12 protein-coding genes are annotated in these 20,554 nt (G+C 41.4%); 11 read left to right on the plus strand and 1 reads right to left on the minus strand.

What is annotated here, in order from left to right:
- The first annotated feature begins 9 nt into the window (after window positions 1-9).
- From HMPREF9449_RS01350 to HMPREF9449_RS01380, 7 genes are all read left to right on the plus strand, one after another.
- Window positions 10-1,941, plus strand: coding sequence for a fimbrillin family protein (locus HMPREF9449_RS01350; protein ID WP_040611151.1), 1,932 nt, complete (start codon window positions 10-12; stop codon window positions 1,939-1,941).
- 460 nt (window positions 1,942-2,401) lie between these two features.
- A complete protein-coding gene (locus HMPREF9449_RS01355; protein ID WP_009135428.1) occupies window positions 2,402-4,396 on the plus strand; it encodes an alpha amylase C-terminal domain-containing protein in 1,995 nt (664 codons plus the stop codon).
- A gap of 33 nt (window positions 4,397-4,429) precedes the next feature.
- Window positions 4,430-6,400, plus strand: coding sequence for an amylo-alpha-1,6-glucosidase (locus tag HMPREF9449_RS01360; RefSeq protein WP_009135429.1), 1,971 nt, complete (start codon window positions 4,430-4,432; stop codon window positions 6,398-6,400).
- 30 nt (window positions 6,401-6,430) lie between these two features.
- Window positions 6,431-7,720, plus strand: a complete 1,290-nt coding sequence (locus tag HMPREF9449_RS01365; protein ID WP_009135430.1) for a glycosyltransferase family 4 protein — start codon at window positions 6,431-6,433, stop codon at window positions 7,718-7,720.
- A 69-nt stretch (window positions 7,721-7,789) separates the two neighbouring features.
- Window positions 7,790-9,226 (plus strand): glycoside hydrolase family 57 protein, encoded by a 1,437-nt coding sequence (locus HMPREF9449_RS01370; protein WP_009135431.1) that lies wholly within the window; start codon window positions 7,790-7,792, stop codon window positions 9,224-9,226.
- Window positions 9,227-9,462: 236 nt separating this feature from the next.
- Complete coding sequence (glgP, locus tag HMPREF9449_RS01375) at window positions 9,463-13,704, plus strand: alpha-glucan family phosphorylase (RefSeq protein WP_009135432.1); 4,242 nt, start codon at window positions 9,463-9,465, stop codon at window positions 13,702-13,704.
- A 133-nt stretch (window positions 13,705-13,837) separates the two neighbouring features.
- A complete protein-coding gene (locus HMPREF9449_RS01380) occupies window positions 13,838-15,619 on the plus strand; it encodes a MutS-related protein (protein WP_009135433.1) in 1,782 nt (593 codons plus the stop codon).
- A gap of 17 nt (window positions 15,620-15,636) precedes the next feature.
- Here HMPREF9449_RS01380 and HMPREF9449_RS01385 read toward each other — a convergent pair whose 3' ends face one another.
- Entirely contained in the window at window positions 15,637-15,966 is a 330-nt protein-coding gene (locus tag HMPREF9449_RS01385; protein WP_009135434.1) for a translation initiation factor, read from the minus strand.
- 273 nt (window positions 15,967-16,239) lie between these two features.
- Here HMPREF9449_RS01385 and HMPREF9449_RS01390 point away from each other — a divergent pair, with 273 nt between their 5' ends.
- The 4 genes from HMPREF9449_RS01390 to HMPREF9449_RS01405 all read left to right on the plus strand — a co-directional run bounded on the left by HMPREF9449_RS01390 (window position 16,240) and on the right by HMPREF9449_RS01405 (window position 20,496).
- Window positions 16,240-17,052 (plus strand): sulfide/dihydroorotate dehydrogenase-like FAD/NAD-binding protein, encoded by an 813-nt coding sequence (locus HMPREF9449_RS01390; protein WP_009135435.1) that lies wholly within the window; start codon window positions 16,240-16,242, stop codon window positions 17,050-17,052.
- Window positions 17,053-17,180: 128 nt separating this feature from the next.
- Entirely contained in the window at window positions 17,181-18,659 is a 1,479-nt protein-coding gene (gltA, locus tag HMPREF9449_RS01395; protein ID WP_009135436.1) for an NADPH-dependent glutamate synthase, read from the plus strand.
- A 387-nt stretch (window positions 18,660-19,046) separates the two neighbouring features.
- Window positions 19,047-19,691 (plus strand): porin family protein, encoded by a 645-nt coding sequence (locus HMPREF9449_RS01400; protein ID WP_009135437.1) that lies wholly within the window; start codon window positions 19,047-19,049, stop codon window positions 19,689-19,691.
- A 169-nt stretch (window positions 19,692-19,860) separates the two neighbouring features.
- On the plus strand, window positions 19,861-20,496 hold the full coding sequence (locus tag HMPREF9449_RS01405; RefSeq protein ID WP_009135438.1) for a porin family protein: 636 nt from the start codon (window positions 19,861-19,863) through the stop codon (window positions 20,494-20,496).
- Window positions 20,497-20,554 lie beyond the last annotated feature (58 nt).

A 20,554-nucleotide genomic window follows, 5' to 3' on the forward strand; every position in this document is an offset into this window, starting at 1 on the left:
TTGAAGCATATGAATAAAAAGAATATCATCTGGGGCATTGCTTTATTATTAGCCAGTTGTACCCAAGAAATGGAATATCAGCCACAGTCTTCCGAATTACGGATCAGTGTTGGTGTCAACGAAACCCGGGTAAGCCAAGGAAACGACGGCTATACGTTTGATACAAATGATGAAATAGGGGTATTTGTCACTTCTGAGGGGAAGTCGATACAAGCTACAGACAAGTCCTACAATATGAAAAACAGGTGGAGCGGTTCCGGCTGGGTGGCTGAACGGCCTATGTATTGGACATCGGATGAAGTGGGGACGAAAAATAATGTAATAGGATATTATCCTTATACAACGACTGTTTCTGATCCTACAAAGTTTGTGTTTACGGTTGCTGCAGATCAATCTACAGCCAATAAAATGCAAAAAAACGATTTCCTTTACGGAAATACCCTTGCTGTAAAAACGGCTGAAAATGCAGCTGTACATTTTACGATGAATCACAAAATGGCCCGAATAACGGTCAATGTGAAATACAGTACTCAATTTACAGGTACGGAATCCATTACGAATTTTAAAATCAATGTTTTGCCTACGGTATCGATTGATTTAAATACGGGTACTTTAGGGAAAGCTTCTGGGGAGAAGACCGCTATTTCTTTGGGAAAGGTGGGGAAAGCGACAGAAGGTTATCTGAGTACTTATGATGTAATCGTTGTGCCTCAGCGTGTAACGGAAGCTGAGCGGTTGCTATCGTTGTCTATAAATGGTAAAGAACTTGGTCTTTCCCTGACCAAAGAGTTTGAAAGCGGAAAACATTATGTTCTAAATTTGACGGCAGGAAAGGAAGGTTTGGATTTGACGGGAATTACGGTATCGGATTGGACGGCCGGAAAAATGCTGATCGGGGAAGTCGTAGAAGAAGAGTTGTATTATAAACACGGAGATGTCATCCCCTATATGGTGAACAGGCAGCAAAAACCTGTCACTATTGTATTTGTCGGGGATGGGTTTACGATAGAATCGATGAAAAAACAAGGCGGATTCTATAATGAAAGTCTGGATAAAGCCATTAAAGCACTCTTTAATACGGAGCCCTATAAGACCTATCAGGATCATTTCAATGTTTATAAAATTGTTGCGGTGTCGGCGGAAGAAGGAGCGGATAATACTTCTACGGGAGATATGAAGGATACCTTCTTCGGGGCTGGCTGGAACAATAGCTATAGCGATATGAAATGCGATCATAACACTGTATTTAATTTCGTACAGCAGTATTGTCCGGATATTGTAAACAAGCAGACAAATATTGATAAAGTGGCTATTATCGTCGTTGTCAATGACGAACGATATGGGGGAATGTGCTGGTCCTGGAGTTCCGGACGGGCTTACTGCATTTGTCCGATAGCCAAAGGAGGTGCTCCTCTGTATTGGTCCGGAGGATATGAAGGTACGGGCTTGAATAAAGGCGACTGGACAAATACGGTTGTACACGAAGGTGGTGGACATTGCTTTGGTAAATTAGGAGATGAGTATTATTCGAATGAAGGCTATTATCCGGGGTCTACTATTTCTGGTCACAGTTGGCCCGTGCCGATGAGCTTAAATTTGATTGCCAATAAAAATAATGTGCTTTGGGAACATTTTATCAATTTGGAAGGCTATCCTAAAGTAGGACTCTATGAAGGGGGAAGCGGTTATCTTCACGGTATATGGCGTTCGGAACTGATCAGTTGTATGATCGATAACCGTTTTTATTTTAATGCTCCTTCCCGGGAATTAATTGTAAAACGAATTAAATCGCTGGCTGGAGAAACCTATTCATGGAATGAGTTTCTGGCTAAAGATGTGAACGTTGACAATACCCCGGCAGTAACGGGTATACAAGCTGCTTCCATTCAGATTATGCCGCCTACAGCTCCTCCGATGCTGATCGATAACTCATTGAAATAGTCTGTAAACTAGATAGTTTAAATAATTCTTTCATTTGTAAACGAAATGCCTGATGTGCGGAAGCATATCAGGCATTTCGTATTTAATTATCCAGAAGGTAAATAAAAATTAATAAAAAATTGTAAATAAGATTTTTTTTATTTATTTTCGAAAGGACCAATACTGTTTGTTCTTATTTTTTAAGAGCAATTTTTGCAGGAAGATGTAAATAAGAAAACGGGACGAAATAGAGATAATTAAATAAAAAAAATGTAACAATTTCTATATATAAAACGTATGCGTATATTAATACATAAAATCCTTATTCAAAACGAACAAGTGCTTTAAAAATGTGTTACTTTTGTAGTTGAGTAGTGTTTTTCCAAAGTTTGGTATGGTTATTAAATTATTTTAATAAGTGTAATGATTATGAAAAGCGCTCTGTAAGGGGTTATTCGCTAACCGATAAATAGAAGAGGATATGATGAAAAAGAATGGTAGTTTTGCAGATAAAGACCTTTTATTAGAACCTTTCAGGTATACGATCCGGAAGCGGTATGAGAATTTTGTATTGAGGGAAGTCGGATTTACGGAAGGGAAAAAGAGGTTGGCAGATGTTTTTAACTCCCATCTTTATTATGGACTTCATAAAACCGATAAGGCTTGGGTATTTCGGGAGTGGGCTCCGTTTGCTACGGCCCTGTATTTGATAGGGGACTTTTCCGATTGGCAGAAGAAGGAGGAATATCGGTTACACAAAATAGAAAATGGCAATTGGGAATTAGACTTGCCTTTGGACCGGTTGCGGCATGGAATGAAATATCGGTTGTGGGTAGAATGGAAGGGGGGAGAAGGAGAACGTTTGCCGAGCCATGTGAGAAGGGCTGTACAGGATGAGGATACGAAACAGTTTTCTGCAGAAGTATGGGAGCCGGCAAAAACTTATCTATGGGAACACGAGTTTCGGCACAGGGAAAAAAATCCTTTGATCTATGAAACTCATATTGGAATGAGTACGGAAAAGCTAGGGGTATCTACTTTTGAAGAGTTCCGGCAGCAGGTGTTACCGCGGATTGCGGATTTAGGATACAACACTATCCAGTTGATGGGGATACAGGAACATCCTTATTACGGTTCCTTTGGTTATCAGGTATCCAATTTTTTTGCTGTGAGTTCTCGTTTCGGGACGCCAGACGATTTAAAGAGATTAATTGACGATGCCCATGGGAGGGGAATAGCGGTTATCATGGATTTGGTCCATTCCCATGCTGTGAAGAATGAAATCGAAGGGTTGAGCCGATTTGACGGGACGTACGATCTCTATTTTTATGGAGGGGAAAAGGGGGAACATAAACTGTGGAATTCCCGTTGTTTTGATTACGGGAAAAATGAGGTATTGAATTTTTTGTTATCCAATTGTAAATATTGGTTGGAGGAATATCGGTTTGACGGTTTCCGGTTTGACGGCATCACGAGCATGTTATATTGGGATCACGGCTTGGGGCGTGATTTCACGGAGTATAAATTTTATTATGATGGAAATCAGGACGAGAATGCGATTATTTATCTGACCTTGGCCAATTGTTTGATCCATCAGGTCAATAAAAATGCCATTACGATTGCCGAGGATATGAGTGGAATGCCGGGATTGGCTGCCCCGATTGACGAAGAGGGAATCGGTTTTGATTTCCGGATGAGTATGGGGGTACCGGATTACTGGATAAAGTTGGTTTCAGATCAGCGGGATGAAGACTGGCATGTGGGGGATTTGTTTTATCAGATGACCAATAAGCGGGATGATGAGCATACCATCAGTTATGCTGAAAGTCACGATCAGGCTTTGGTGGGCGATAAAACATTGATTTTTAGAATGGTCGATAAGGAAATGTATACTTCCATGAGTGTCTTCGAACAGAATATGGTGGTCGACCGGGGAATAGCTTTGCACAAGATGATCCGTTTATTGACGATTACTACTGCCGGAGATGGATATTTGAATTTTATGGGGAACGAATGGGGGCACCCGGAATGGATCGATTTTCCCCGGGAAGGGAATAGTTGGAGTTATGAACATGCCAGGCGGCAGTGGCATTTGATGGAAGATCCTACTTTGCGTTACCATTTTCTAAATGATTTTGATAAGGCAATGTTAAAACTGGTGAAACGGGAAAAAATTTTCCGTTATCCTTCTATACCCATGGTAAGGGATAATGAACGTCAGGTCCTGATTTTTTCGAGGGGAGATTTGATACTGGCTTTTAATTTTAATCCTGTGTCTTCTTTTTCCGATTATAGTTTCATCGCTCCTCCGGGAAAATATAAAGAACTTTTAGATACCGACGGGCGTAAATTTGATGGATTTGGTCGTATAGATAAAAGAGTAGACCATTTTACAGAATATAAAGAAGGCGAAGGGAATATATTGAGTCTTTATTTGCCTTCCAGGGCAGCTTTGGTATTAAAATTGAATGATTGAAAATATAAACGGTTATTATAGATATAAAAAATTATGGCTTATTTAAAATTTAACAAAGATGAATTGGTGAATCTGGAGTATTCATTAAAACGCGAGGTTTTAGCAACCAATAGAGCGGGAGGATATATGTCATCCACTATTATTTGTTGCAATACGCGTAAGTATCATGGGTTGTTAATTGTGCCGATAGAAGAATTCAATAATGAGAATCATGTGCTTCTGTCTGCTTTGGATGAAACAATTGTCCAGCACGGGCAGGCATTTAATTTGGGAATTCACAAATATCCCGGAAATTATGAGCCCCGCGGTCATAAGTATATTGTTGATTTTGAATATGAGCCTGTTTATACACTGACCTACCGGGTAGGAGGTGTCGTTTTAAAAAAGGAAATTGTATTAGTACACAATGAGGACCAGGTATTGATCCGTTATACTTTGGTGGATGCCCATTCGGAGACCTTATTACGGCTGAAACCGTTTTTGGCTTACCGGAATGTAAATTGCCTTTGTAAAGCCAATATGGTAGCTAATACGAAGTATGAGGGGATTGAGAACGGGATTCGTTCGAAGTTGTATAACGGTTTTCCTTATTTGAATATGCAGCTGAACAAAGCCAACGATTTTGTTGCTGTGCCGGACTGGTATCTGAATATTGAATATATGGAAGAGGAGAACCGGGGGTATGATTTCCGGGAAGATTTATTTGTCCCCGGATATTTTGAGGTGCCGATTAAGAAAGGGGAAAGCATTGTCTTTTCGGCTTCTACCGTACCGGCTGTTCCGGGTCGTTTAAAGGCTAAATTTCAGAAATTAGTGGATGCCCGTGGCCCCCGGGATAGTTTTGTAAATTGCTTGAAATATTCAGCTTCCCAGTTTATTGTGAAGGACGGAAAAGATACGGAAATTATAGCAGGGTATCCTTGGTTCGGTGCTTGGGGACGGGATACTTTTATTGCATTGCCGGGGGTAACTTTGGCGGCAGCAGGGGATGTGAAGACTTGCAAGGACGTATTGGACACCATGTCCCGGCAAATGAATAACGGACTTTTCCCCAATGTCGGAAAAGGGAAAAATGCTGCTTACAATTCGGTGGATGCTCCGATGTGGTATTTTAAGGCCTTACAGGAGTATGGGGAAGCTATCGGAGATACAACTGTGGTTTGGAAAAATTACGGAGCAAAAATGAAGGCTATTCTGACGGCTTACCGTACGGGGGTACATCCTCAGGTGCAGATGCATGAAAATTATCTGATATGGGCGGATGAACCCGGGAAAGCTTTGAGCTGGATGGATGCTATTGTCAACGGACGCCCCGTTACGCCCAGAGGAGGATATCAGGTGGAAGTCAATGCACTTTGGTATAATGCGGTATGTTATACACTGAAGTTAGCCCGGGAGGCCGGTGACGCTAAATTTGTAAAGGAATGGGAAAAGATTCCTGAAAAAATAAAAGAGAACTTTATTCAGGTTTTTTGGTATAATGAAAAAGAGTACTTGGCCGATTATGTGGGGACGAAAGGACAGAATGTATTTGTACGCCCGAATCAGATTATCGCCTGTTCGCTTGAATACAGTCCGTTGACGGATGAAATGAAAGGGAAGGTGCTGGATGTGGTGAGAAGAGAACTGTTGACTCCCCGGGGATTGCGTACATTATCGCCTAAGAACCCGAATTATAAAGGATTATACGGAGGGAATCAGGCGGTTCGGGATGAAGCTTATCACCAGGGGACGGTGTGGCCTTGGCTGACCGGTCCGTATATTGAGGCTAATTTCCGTTTATACGGAGCCGCTTTTGTGCCTACGGCAAAAGAACTGGTTGCTGGTTTTGAGGAAGACATGACGTTGTATGGCGTATGTTCTATCTCAGAGGTTTACGATGGAAATCCTCCTTATGCCCCGAATGGATGTATTTCCCAAGCCTGGAGTGTAGGGGAAATCCTTCGTAGCTTGGCATGGATTGAGAAATTCGAGAAAGATGTTCCGAGGAAGAGGAGGGGATAAAATAGTTAATGATTTGAATTTGAATAATATATGAAGACGAGAGTGTTAATGTTCGGTTGGGAGTTTCCGCCTCATATTGCGGGAGGTTTGGGAACTGCCTGTTTAGGCCTGACGAAAGGGCTTGCTAAACAGGGTGTAGAAGTGTTGTTTGTTATGCCAAAAGCCAGTGGGGATGAAGATCAGAGTGCAGCGAAAATTATCAATGCAAGTGATGTCGAGGCTTTGTTCGATGTAGTCGATGTAGAAGAATATTGGAAAAATATCAATTTTATGGAAATCGGATCGAACCTGATTCCCTATATGGATCCGGAGCATTTTGAAAAAGAAGTGAATGAACGGGTCAAAACGGGACAGCGGGAGGAACGGATCGGATTTAAAAATAAGTATACTTTTTCCGGAAAATACGGGGCAAATTTGATGGAAGAAGTCGCCCGTTATGCTATTGTAGCGGCCACCATAGCGCGTCAGCAAAAATTTGACGTGATTCATGCGCACGACTGGTTGACGTATGCTGCGGGTATTGCCGCGAAAAAGGTATCTGGCAAGCCCTTGGTTATTCATGTGCATGCTACGGAATTCGATAGAAGTGGCGAGAATGTGAATCAATTGGTATACGATCTGGAACGGCAGGGCATGTTGGCTGCCGACCGGGTGATCACGGTGAGTAATCTGACGCGGAATATTGTTATCAACCGGTATGGAATAGATTCGGCAAAGGTGGTAACTGTGCATAATGCAGTCGATTTTCAGTCCTATAAGGATATGGATGTAGAGAAAGGCGTAAAAGAAAAGGTAGTTACTTTTTTAGGACGTATTACTTATCAGAAAGGACCGGAGTATTTTATCGAGGCTGCCAATAAAGTATTGAAAGCTTATCCAAATGTCCGGTTTGTCATGGCGGGAAGTGGAGATTTGATGAACCGTTCTATCCGAAGGGTGGCTAAACTGAGGATAGCTACACATTTCCATTTCACTGGCTTTCTGAAGGGGCAGGATGTGCAAAAGATGTTTGCCCAGAGCGATGTGTACGTCATGCCATCGGTATCTGAACCTTTCGGTATTTCTCCTTTGGAAGCGATGCGTTCCGGAGTGCCTACAATTATTTCCAAACAATCCGGGGTAGCAGAAGTTTTAAAACATGCTTTGAAAGTAGATTTTTGGGATGTAGATGCTTTGGCTGATGCGATTTACGGTTTGTTGAAATATCCGGCACTTTCGCGAATGGCAGGACGTTGCGGATTGGAAGAAGTGAATACGCTGAAATGGGAAAATGCTGCTTATCTGCTAAAACATATTTACGAAGAAGTAAAACAAAATTGAATGGGAGAATGGACTTTTAGCAACGGAGGGAGGGCTTTAAATAGGAATAAAACAATAAATTAAAATAGTATGGATAAAAAGACATTATGCTTGTATTTTCAAGTTCATCAGCCGGTGCGCTTAAGAAAATATCACTTTTTCGATATAGGTAAGAGTCATGACTATTATGATGACTTTGCCAATCGTACGATTACCCAAAAAGTGGCCCAGAGATGTTATATACCAGCCAATAAGATGATGCTGGAACTGATAAAGAAATACGGGAAAAACTTTAAAGTCAGTTTTTCCATATCTGGCTTGGCTATCGAGCAGTTTGAAAAATATGCTCCGGAGGTAATCGATGGTTTTAAAGCCTTGGCTAAAACAGGTTGCGTAGAATTTTTGGCCGAAACTTACTCACATTCTTTGGCTAGTTTAGCGGATGAAAAAGAGTTCAATACTCAGGTAAAACAACACGCAGAACTGATGAAAAAGTTATTGGGTTATACTCCTGTATCTTTCCGGAACACAGAGCTCATTTATTCTGATAAAATCGGAGAGATGGTCGCTCGTATGGGGTATACTACGATGTTGACAGAGGGAGCGAAACACATATTAGGCTGGAAGAGTCCGAATTATGTTTATACCAACTCTCTGAATCCGAAATTGAGATTATTGTTGAAAAATTTCCGGTTGAGCGATGATATTGCTTTTCGCTTTTCCGATCGGTCGTGGGGGGAATGGCCGCTTACGGCAGAAAAATATACCGGTTGGCTGACAGAGGCCGTGAAGAATGAGGACGTCATTAACCTGTTTATGGATTACGAAACTTTGGGAGAGCATCAGCCGGAAGATACCGGGATATTTGCTTTTATGAGAAGTTTACCAGAACAGGTACTGGCCACTTCTGCTTTTGAATTTCTTACTCCCCGCGAGGTTGTTGCCAAGCATCAGCCCGTAGCTCCCTTAAACGTACCTTTCCCTATTTCCTGGGCGGATGAAGAAAGAGATTTGACGGCTTGGCTGGGAAATGAACTGCAAATGGAAGCTTTTGAGGAATTGTATAAGACTCGGGACAAAGTAAAAGCTTTGGATGATCCGGAAATTAATTACGATTATAAATGCTTGCAAGCCAGCGACCATTTTTATTATATGTGTACCAAGTTGTTTTCGGATGGAATTGTACATGAATATTTTACTCCTTACGATTCTCCTTACGAAGCCTTTATTAATTATATGAATGTGCTGAGTGATTTTATTGCTCAGGTGGATGAAAAGACCGAGAATGCTGCAAAGGGGAAAAAGAAGCTGAAGGAAGAACCGAAAAAAGAGAAGAAAGAAATAAAGAAAGAAAGAGCCGGAAAGAAAGAGGTTGCTGCTGAGGTTCAGGCTGTGGAAGCTGAAAGAAAGGAACAAAAATTGGAAAAGGCTGCCCGGAAAGCGGAAAATGAGAAAATTGAGACGGAAGTTAAAAACGCCCGTATAGATAAATCCGCTAAAGGTACCCGGCGAACGACTAAAAAATAAATGATATTAGCATAATGAATAGAAAGGAAGTTTACGGATCAGCTGAAAACAGTGAGATCTGTAAACTTCATGTTTTTATGGTGGAAAGCTGCGAATAAAGTCGTTTTTGTTTTATACGTTCTGGCTGCTGGAACGAATGAATTTATGGGGGACATTTGGGTTTTTTATGTATTTTAACTGTCTCTCCTATTGTTTTTTTCGTATCTTTGCGCGCACTTTTGTTTAAATATAAGATTATGGATAACAATAAATTGAAGAATCCCGCCTATTTGTTTGAGGTCAGTTGGGAGGTTTGTAATAAAGTCGGAGGGATACATACGGTAATTTCTACGAAGGCTTTGAATATGGTGAAAGAATACAGTAACAGCCATATTCTGATCGGTCCGGATGTCTGGAGATATACGGAACAGAATCCGGAATTTATTGATGATCCCCGGTTGTTTAAATCCTGGCGGGTAAAAGCGGCCCAGGAAGGCTTACGTATCAAAGTGGGAAGGTGGAATGTTGCAGGACAACCTGTTGTGATTTTGGTCGATTTTACCACTTTTATCACACAGAAAGATGCGATCTTTTCTTCTTTTTGGGAAAAATATAAGTTGGATTCTATTAGCGGACAATGGGACTATATAGAACCGGCTCTTTTCGGATATGCGTCGGGAAAAGTTATTGAAAGCTTTGTGCGTTTCAATACGACGATGCGGCAACGCATTATTGCTCAGTTTCATGAATGGATGACCGGTACCGGACTTTTATACCTGAAGTACGCGATGCCTCAGGTGGGTTGTGTGTTTACAACTCATGCTACGGTATTGGGACGTTGTGTAGCGGGGAATAATTTACCCTTATACAGCGAGATGAAAAATTATGTGCCGGAGGAATTAGCCCGTCGTTTTAATGTGGTTTCCAAACAATCTTTGGAGAAGACGGCGGCCCGCAATGCCGATTGTTTCACAACGGTCAGCGAGATTACAGCCACTGAATGTTCCCATTTTCTGGATGTAGATGTGGATTTGGTGACTCCGAATGGTTTTGAAAATGTCTTTACGCCGAAAGATACGGAATTCGAAGAGAAGCGAAAAGCCGGGCGGGAGAAATTTATAAAAATTGCTCAGGCTCTGCTGAGACGTCCGGTCAGTGAGAATGCTTTGATTATCGGTATCAGTGGACGGTATGAATTTAAGAATAAAGGAATCGATGTATTTATAGAAGCTTTGGGGCGTTTAAACCGGAATAACGGTATGAACCGGGAAGTACTGGCTTTTGTGTTGGTTCCTGCCGGTCAGAACGGTCCTAACAAGGAATTATTGCATAATCTGGAATATCCTAACGATCCGGTGAATGGAAGTACTTACCTGACTCATTATTTATCCGATGAAATGCATGATCCGGTTATGAATAGTATCCGGGTACAAAAGCTCGATAACGGGGAAAACGATCCGGTGAAGGTGTTCTTCGTACCTAGTTATTTGAATGGAGACGACGGTGTGTTCGATATGCCTTATTACGATCTGTTGATCGGAATGGATTTAACGATTTTCCCTTCTTATTACGAACCCTGGGGGTATACTCCTCTGGAAAGCCTGGCATTTAAAGTGCCCACTATTACTACAACTTTGGCCGGTTTTGGGGTATGGGTAAAAGAACATTACAATATGGACCACCCGGGAATAGAGATTATTCGCCGGGAAGATGGAAATAGCGACGAGGTGATTGGGGCTATTGCTGACCGGATTAAAAGTTTTACTACACTGGATGAGCAGGAGATTCTTCAATATAAAGAGAATGCGAAAGACGTTTCCCGGATTGCATTATGGGATAATCTGATTATTTATTATAAAAAGGCCTATGAGATCGCTTTAAATCAGGTGAATGAACGCTTGAAAGCGATGCCGGTTGCTTTAAATGAGCAGGTATCGTATATTGAAAAGCAACTTTCGGTGAATACACCTCATTGGATTAGTGTGATGATCCATCGCTCTATTCCGGAAAAGTTAATAGCGCTGGAAGAACTGGCCAAGAATTTATGGTGGTGTTGGAACGATGAAGCCCGGGAGTTGTTTAGAAGTATCGATATGGAACAGTGGCGGGCATGTGGACATAATCCGATTGCTTTACTGGATAAAATTTCATTGAACCGTTATAAGGAATTGGAAAATGATCCGGAATTTGTCAGTCGCCTGGAAAGTGTGTACGCTCACTTCAGAGCCTATATGGACGGAAAGGAGCATATGAGTGGGGCAGGAGTTGCTTATTTCAGTATGGAATACGGGTTGCATACTTCCTTGAAAATCTACTCCGGTGGTCTGGGTATTTTAGCCGGAGATTATTTGAAGGAAGCCAGCGATAAAGGTACTAAAATTACGGCGGTGGGATTGTTGTATCGTTACGGTTATTTTACCCAGAAACTTTCTGCTATGGGAGATCAGGAAGCGGAATATGAAGCTCAGGATTTTATGAAAATTGCGGTTACTCCTGTGCGGGATCGGGAAGGGAATTGGCTGACAGTGAGTCTGGTCTTCCCGGGACGTAATGTATATGCAAGGATCTGGAGAGTGGATGTGGGACGTATTGAATTATATTTGTTGGATACGGATTTTGAAGATAATCTTCAGGAAGATCGCTCTATTACCCACCATTTGTATGGAGGGGATTGGGAAAATCGTTTGAAACAGGAATTGTTATTGGGATGTGGAGGTATACAGGCTTTGCGGAAATTGGGGATTGATGCAGCGACTTATCATTGTAATGAAGGTCACGCTGCCTTTACCGGATTGGAACGCTTGAAAGAATATATCACGGAACAAGGTTTATCGTTTGCTGAAGCGATGGAGGTGGTGAGAGCTTCTTCTCTCTTTACGACCCATACCCCCGTCCCCGCGGGACACGATTTCTTCTCCGAAAATATGTTACGTACTTATATTTCCCATTTCGCCGATCGGTTAAAGATTAGTTGGGAACAACTATTGGGGTTGGGAAAAATCAATATGGCCGATCCCAATGAAAAATTCTCTATGAGTTTTCTGGCGGCCAATTTATCTCAGGAAGTAAATGGAGTGAGTTGGTTGCACGGAGAAGTGAGCCGGGAGATTTTTAAAGGATTATGGCCGGGGTATTTACCGGAAGAGTTACATATCAGTTATGTGACGAACGGAGTTCATTATCCGACCTGGACAGCTCCGGAATGGAAGAAAATAGAAGCATCTATTTTTGGAGAGGCTTTTCAAACCCATCATTACGATAAAAAATGTTTTGAAGAGATTTATACCGTGTCCGATGAAGTTGTTTTCGAAGTGCGGAATAAATTGAGAAAACGGTTGATCGACCACGTAAAGAAAATGCTGACGGATGGAGTTACTGCTTCTTATTTTACTCCTCGACAGGTGATTGAAATACACGATACCTTGCGGGATGATATTTTAACAATAGGGTTTGCCCGTCGTTTTGCCACCTATAAACGGGCTCATTTGTTATTCCGTAATCTGGATCGTCTGGATGAGATTGTGAACAATCCCCAGCATCCCGTACAGTTTATTTTTGCCGGGAAAGCCCATCCTGCAGATAAGGCCGGTCAGGATTTGATCAAACGAATTGTCGAGATATCCAAGCATCCTAAATTTATGGGTAAGATTTTATTCTTACCGAATTACGATATGGATTTGGCAAAGAAGCTGGTGCAGGGAGTGGATGTGTGGATGAATACCCCTACACGTCCTCAGGAAGCTTCCGGAACAAGTGGAGAGAAAGCTGCGATGAACGGAGTGATGCATTTTAGTGTGTTGGACGGCTGGTGGGTAGAGGGCTATCGTCCCGATGCCGGTTGGATGCTTCCTATGGAACGCACTTATGAGAATCAATCTTTTCAGGATGAACTCGATTCGGAAATGATTTATAATATCATAGATGATGAGATTGCCCCCTTGTTTTACGATAAGAATGCAGCGGGGATGTCGCCTAAATGGATTAGCTATATTAAAAATACGATTGCTAAGGTCGCTTCCAATTTTACGACTAACCGGATGTTGATCGATTACGAAAATCAATATTATATTCCGATGTCGGAACGGTATCATCAGATGATTGCAAATGATTTTGCCATGGCAACTGAAATTGCAGAATGGAAAAAGAAAGTGACGCGCGAATGGGATAATATTGAAGTGGTCAGTCTGGATATTCCAAATCGCTCCAAACAAATCATCGCTTTAGGGAAGGCGTATTGGGGAGAAGTAACCTTGGAAATCGGAGATCTGTCGATGGAAGATATAGGGGTGGAATTGGTTGCTGCCGAGCAGAAAAACGACCGTTTGGTGATTCGTCATCAGTATGATTTCACTCCGGTATCTCAGGAAGACGGGAAAGCTACCTATCATATTGATGTGACAGCAGATGCCCCGGGCGTGCTCAATTTAGCTTTGCGTATTTATCCGAAAAATCCTTTGCTCCCTCATCGGCAGGATTTTGCTTTGGTAAAATGGTTATAATTACTTTTTTAAACCAATAGGAAAGAGCCGCTCTGTGCGGCTCTTTTTAGTGACAGGAGAACAGTTGTTTTGTCTTCGATGGCGTTTTACCGGCAGACTGTATTGATTTTTGTCAAAAAAATGTTGGAATGTTATGAGACCTGAAGAATATTATGCCCGAAAACAAACAGAGATACAACGGGAATTACGATTGATAAAGAAAAAGCGGAATGGTATTACGCTGGGGAAAATCGGACTATTTGTCGGAAGTTGTATCGGTTTGTATTTTTTTGCGACAACAGCTGCTTGGGAAATATTGGCTGCAATTGGCTGTGGTGTCGTTTTATTTGTTATTTTATCTGTCTGGGAAAATAAAGTAATCGTTCAGATTCGGAAATGTGAGATGAGCAGCGCTTGCTGCCAGACGGAATTGAATTATCTGGAAGGAGATTATGTCGGTTTGGCAACAGGCGTGGAGTATGGAAAGGCCGATCATCCGTATGCGATGGATTTGGATATTTTAGGAGATCATTCCCTTTTCCAACATATAAACAGGACTGTTACTCCGGGAGGAAAAAATAAATTGGCTGATTGGCTGCTCGCTCCTTCCCGGATGGCCCTGGAAATAAAAGAAAGGCAGGCGGCTGTGGAAGAATTAGCAGGATCCCCGGATTGGTGTAACGAATTTCGGGTAGAAGGAAAGCTCTATGCTCCGGAAGAAAGCAGACCCATAGATTTAACGACCTGGTTGAATGCTCCGCCCTATTTTTCACGTCCTTTCAGTTGGATTTATGTGAGTAATATCCTGACAGGGGGAGCATGGATAGTCGTATTATTTTCCTGGCTTCCTTTTATTTTTGCTTTGGTATTATCGCTTGGGCAATTGGGATGGGTAACGTTTCATTCAAAACGTATGAGCCTGTATAATGAACAATTAGACGGGTTTATACGAATCACGGCCGTCTATTTGCGTTTAATCCGCCGTATGGAAGAAATTCCGTTTCATTCGAAGCGTTTGGCCGACTTGAAAGAGAGATTAATGGGCAAGAATCAGCATGCTTTAAAGGCTTTTGCTACTTTGAATTATCAGTTGAACCGTTTTGAACAGCGAGGTAATTTTTTGGCAAATAGCTTGTTGAACGGATTGGGTACCCATACGTTTTATGTAATAAGAAATTTGGACCGCTGGAAGACCCTGTACGGAAGCTCTGTTTTAAAATGGATAGAGGCCGTAAATGAAACAGATGCCTTGGTAAGTATGGCCGTTTATCGTTTTAACCATCCGGAGTATACTGTTCCGGTTTTAAAAGAAGATAAATGGTTATCGGCTGAAAAGGCGGGGCATCCTTTGCTGGGAAAAGACGGAGGGATAAAAAACGATTTTTCTGTTCAGAAAATCCATCAGTTTTCTGTTATAACGGGAGCAAATATGGCTGGAAAAAGTACCTTTTTGAGGACGATCGGAGTAAATTTAGTATTGGCTTTATCTGGAAATGTTGTTTGTAGCCGGAAGTTTGAATTTAGTTTGATGGAACTTTTTACAAGTATGCGGACGACAGATAATTTAGCCCGGGGAACTTCTTATTTTCATGCAGAATTACTGCGGTTAAAGCAGTTGGTAAGCCGGGCAGAACAGACGGACCGGCTTTTTATTATTTTGGATGAAATGTTGAAAGGTACCAATTCCCAGGATAAGCTTTATGGTTCTTTGAAGTTTCTGGAACGCTTACTGCAGTTGCCGGTTTCCGGGATTGTTGCCACCCACGATCTGGCGTTGGGAGAATTGGCTGAAAAATATCCGGATCATTTTCAGAATTATTGTTTTGAAATTACCTCTACGGACGAAGCGATTCAATACGATTATCAATTGAAAGCCGGAATTAGCCGCAATATGAATGCTTCGCTGCTTCTTCGGAAGATGGGTTTAATTCAATGACAAAAATGTCCTCTCTCTCATCGGGCACGATAGTGATTGTCGTGAAGAATCGCCAGTATTTTCTCTTTAAAAGCGCCTTGGATGAGGATTTGTCCGTCCTTGACCGATCCCCCGACCCCGCATTTATTTTTCAGTAATTTAGCCAGTTCTTTTAAATCTTCTTCCGAACCGATAAAACCCTGAATCAGAGTAACAGTTTTTCCGGCTCTTTGCTTAGTGTCCAATACGACTTTCAAGTTCTGCTTTTCTGGAGAAAGCGTTTCCGGTGTAGTTTCTTGTGCATATTCATAATTGTAGTCCGGATTGGTGGAATAGACAATGTTGATTCTTCCTTTTTTATTGCTCATAAAATTGTGTTTTAGTGGATACCGAAATAATTCTTTTTGTAAAGAACGGGTTTCTGTTCTTCCGGTTGGTTTCTTCTGCAAAATTAAAGTTTTTTGTTTAAATTTCAGCAAAAGACTTGATCAGTTGGAAATAGCGATTATTTTTGTATGATTTAAAACATAGATGTGCTTTAGTGGACCTTTTCGTTTTATTTTTCGAGGGAGAAAATCAGATGAAAAGAATGAATTATAAGAAGAGTAGGTTTTTTAATGTAAACGTATAATTTAAAAACGATGAATAAAATACTGAAAAAAAGGTATTTTTCGGACAGGGTAGTGCAAATGGAAGTAGAAGCTCCTTTAATTGCAAGAGCCCGTAAACCGGGAAATTTTGTAATTGTCAGAGTCGGTGAAAAAGGAGAACGTATTCCTTTGACAATTTCTGAAGCCGATACTCAACGCGGAAGCATCACTTTAGTGGTTCAAAAAATGGGGGTGTCCTCTACGAAATTGTGTGAATTGAGAGAAGGGGAGTATATTACGGATTTGGTCGGTCCTTTGGGAAAGGCAACGCATATTGAAAAGGTGGGGACTGTATTGGCTTGTGGAGGGGGTGTCGGGGTAGCACCTTTATTGCCGATTGTACAGGGTTTTAAAGCAGCGGGTAACAGAGTAGTGTCAGTAATTGCTGCCCGGAATAAGGATCTGGTCATTTTAGAGGAAGAAATAAACCGCTATTCGGATGAAGTGATCGTGATGACAGACGATGGTAGCTATGGACGGAGAGGGTTGGTGACAGAAGGTATGGAAGAAGTAATAAAACGGGAGAAGATAGATATGGCTGTTACTATCGGGCCTGCGATTATGATGAAATTTTGTTCGAAGTTAACGGAAAAGTATGCGATTCCTACGATAGCGAGTTTAAATGCGATTATGGTAGATGGTACGGGTATGTGTGGGGCCTGCCGGGTGACGGTGGGAGGAAAAACGCGTTTTACTTGTATTGATGGACCGGAATTCGATGCGCACCAGATCGATTTCGATGAGATGATGTCGAGATTAGGGGGATATAAAAATATAGAGACTGAAAAAATGGGTCATTTATAATTTTGGGGGGAAAATAAGGCAGTTTTAGGGAGGATATAAGGATGGGATGGAGAGAATCATTTTTCTGATAAAACTGAAAAGAAAGGTAGAGAGAAACGGTAAAATAGAAATTTGTAATAAGTTGCGATATGGCTGTAAGCGATAGAAATACGGATTGGAGAAAAAAACTCCGGGAAGAAACAAAGGGAAAAGAAAGAACTGAAATCGAACGGGTGAAAATGCCGGAATTGGAACCGGCAGAGCGAATAAAGAGCCAGCGTCTGGAAGTAAATACGGGGCTTACGGAAGAGATGGCTCTCCGGGAAGCAAAGAGATGTATGGATTGTGTAAATCCGACTTGTATGGAAGGCTGTCCGGTAGGGATCGATATTCCGGGATTTATTAAGAATATCGAAAGAAGAGCCTTTGGGGAAGCTGCGGCTGTGCTGAAGCAAACCAGTGCTTTACCGGCAGTTTGCGGGAGAGTATGCCCCCAGGAAAAACAATGTGAAGCAAAGTGTTTTTATATTCAAAAACTGAAGAAAGAACCGGTAGCTATTGGCTATCTGGAGAGATTTGCTGCCGATTATGAGCGGGAGTCCGGACAGGTTTTCCTTCCGGAAGTAGCTGTTTCCACTGGAATCCGGGTAGCTGCTATTGGTTCTGGGCCTTCGGGCTTGTCTTTCGCAGGCGATATGGTAAAATTAGGATATGATGTGACTGTATTTGAGGCTTTGCATGAAATCGGGGGCGTTTTAAAGTATGGTATCCCTGAATTCCGTTTACCCAATAAAGTGGTGGATGTGGAAGTCGATAACCTGCGGAAAATGGGGGTGAAATTTGTGACTAATTTTATTGTAGGACTGACAGAATCGATAGAGGAATTGAAAGCAGAAGGATTTCAAGGATTTTATGTGGGCTCGGGGGCCGGATTACCCCGTTTTATGAATATTCCGGGAGAAAATGCCAATGGAATTCTTTCTTCGAATGAATATCTTACCCGGGTAAATTTGATGGGAGCAGATCAGGAAGATGCAGATACTCCGGTTTTTCGCGGGAAAAATGTAGTCGTAGTAGGAGGCGGAAACACCGCTATGGATTCTGTACGGACAGCAAAGCGCTTGGGGGCAGAGAGAGCTATTATTGTATACCGGCGCAGTGAGGCAGAAATGCCTGCCCGTATAGAAGAGGTAAAACATGCGAAAGAAGAAGGATGCGAGTTTCTTACCTTGACCAATCCGGTTGAATATGTGGCCAACGAACAAGGACGGGTAAAACAGGTGAAAGTGCAGAAAATGGCTTTGGGAGAACCGGACGAAAGCGGAAGAAGAAGTCCCGTCCCCGTAGAAGGATCTGAATATTTGATCGATGCGGATGTCGTTGTGGTAGCAGTGGGGGTTTCTCCCAACCCGATTATTCCCCATTCTGTATCCGGACTGGAAGTTTCCCGGAAAGGGACAATTGTTGTCGATGAAAATACGATGCAATCCACTATTCCGGGTTTATATGCCGGAGGAGATATCGTCAGGGGAGGAGCAACCGTTATTTTAGCTATGGGAGACGGACGCCGAGCTGCTTTTTATATGGATAAATATTTGAAAAATTTTAAATCGGATGGAATGAGCTGAAAAAGAATTGAATTCTTGGAGAAAAGTAAAATAATTATTGTCTGCGAAAGATCCGAATAGAATTTTTGAATACAGGAAATACTGCTGAAATCCAGTTGGCTAAATTCAAATAGGAATAAAAATTACACATTAGGGACGTGCCCTAATGTGTAATTTTTTTAAGAGGGTATTTTCATTTTAAAAATTTATATTCCGATTCAATCTCTGATTTTAGAAATGTTTTTTATTTTAAACTTTATTAAAAATATTGTATAATTTTAAATAATTTTTTATGTTTGTACACGGCTGTTTAAAGGTAGAATCCTTTATAAAGCAGGTTTGGGTGTGGAAATAAAATTTAGGTGTCGTCTATATACAAATTTTTATAAAAAATAAATGCTATAAGTTATGAAAAGACTTTTGTTTTCTATTTTGATTTTGGCGGGTATTTCTGGTGGAGTACTGGCTCAAGAGAATTTTTATTGGGGATTTAGGGGGGGAATGAACTTATCCCATACGGTACAGAAAGCGGATATGGGAGCTGATTTGGATTACAAGAGTAAACCTGGTTTTCGGGTGGGGATGGTTGTGGGAACAGGGATTGTAAAAAATTTGTCTTTAGAGACCGGATTATATTTCACGACATTGGGTATGAAAAATAAATTGATCACGGATGAGGTGAAGTTTAGCATCAATTATATACAACTTCCGATTCAATTTGCTTTTCGTCCGGATTTAGGAAAGAAACTTCGGTTGCATGTGGGGATGGGGCCCTATGTAGCTTGTGGGGTAGGAGGAAAGATTGAAAATCGTTCGGAAAATATAGATGTGTATGGGGAGGAAGACTATTTTAAAAGATTTGATGCGGGAATGTCCGTATCCGGGGGATTGTGTATTGGTAAATTTTTTGTTGGCTTAGGGTATGATTGGGGATTGGTGGATATATTTACGAATCAGTTTAAAGCGGATATTGGTGTAATAGGCGGAGGAAGTTCAGAAGGGCGGAGATTGCATAACCGGAATTTCTGGGTGGGAATCGGTATTAATCTGTGAGGAGACAGTTCTTTTTAGGAAAAATAAAAGTAATTGACAGATATTTAATACAGTGAAAAGAAGAAAACGACTTGTATAAAGAGGGGAAAACATGCGATTCTACAAGTATCCCGGTGTTTTCTGAATAATATTAATGCTCTTCCGGGAAAAGGGCCTAAACTGATAAGCTATGAAAAGGTTTTTACTATGTCTTTTGATTGTAGGAGGTATTTTTTTTGAATTGAAAGCTCAGGAAGAAATGTATTGGGGGCTAAGGGGCGGGTTGAATCTTTCCAATATCCATGAAAAAACGGATGTAGATGTGACTGCTGATTGGGAAAATAGGACCGGTTTTCGTCTCGGAATGGTTATTGGTGCACCTCTCAAGGGTAAATTGTATATTGAACCGGGTATATATTTTACGACTTTGGGTATGAAATACAAGGACGATAAAGATGAGATAAAGTTGAATATAAACTATTTACAGATACCGATTCTCCTTACCTTTCGTCCTCATATAGGAGAAAACACCAGATTGCATTTAAGTGCGGGACCTTATGTCGCTTGCGGAGTGGGAGGAAAGATGAAATTTAATAAGGTCAAAGTGGATATTTTTGGAGATGATGAACTGGTTAAGCGTTTTGATGGAGGTATTTCTTTCAGTGGAGGTTTTAGTATCAAGCGTTTTTATATTGGAATGGGGTATGATTTGGGGCTTGTTAATATAGAATCTAAATCTTCCGATTCTGCTGCTGTAGTCGTTGGAGCAAGTTCAGAAACATATAACCGGAATTTCTGGGTGGGAATCGGTATTAATTTGCAATAATTTTTTATATTCATTTATCAAACAGAGGGGGTTGTACAGCCTCCTCTGTTTGTATAGG

The organism is Odoribacter laneus YIT 12061 (genome assembly GCF_000243215.1).
Taxonomy (GTDB): domain Bacteria; phylum Bacteroidota; class Bacteroidia; order Bacteroidales; family Marinifilaceae; genus Culturomica; species Culturomica lanea.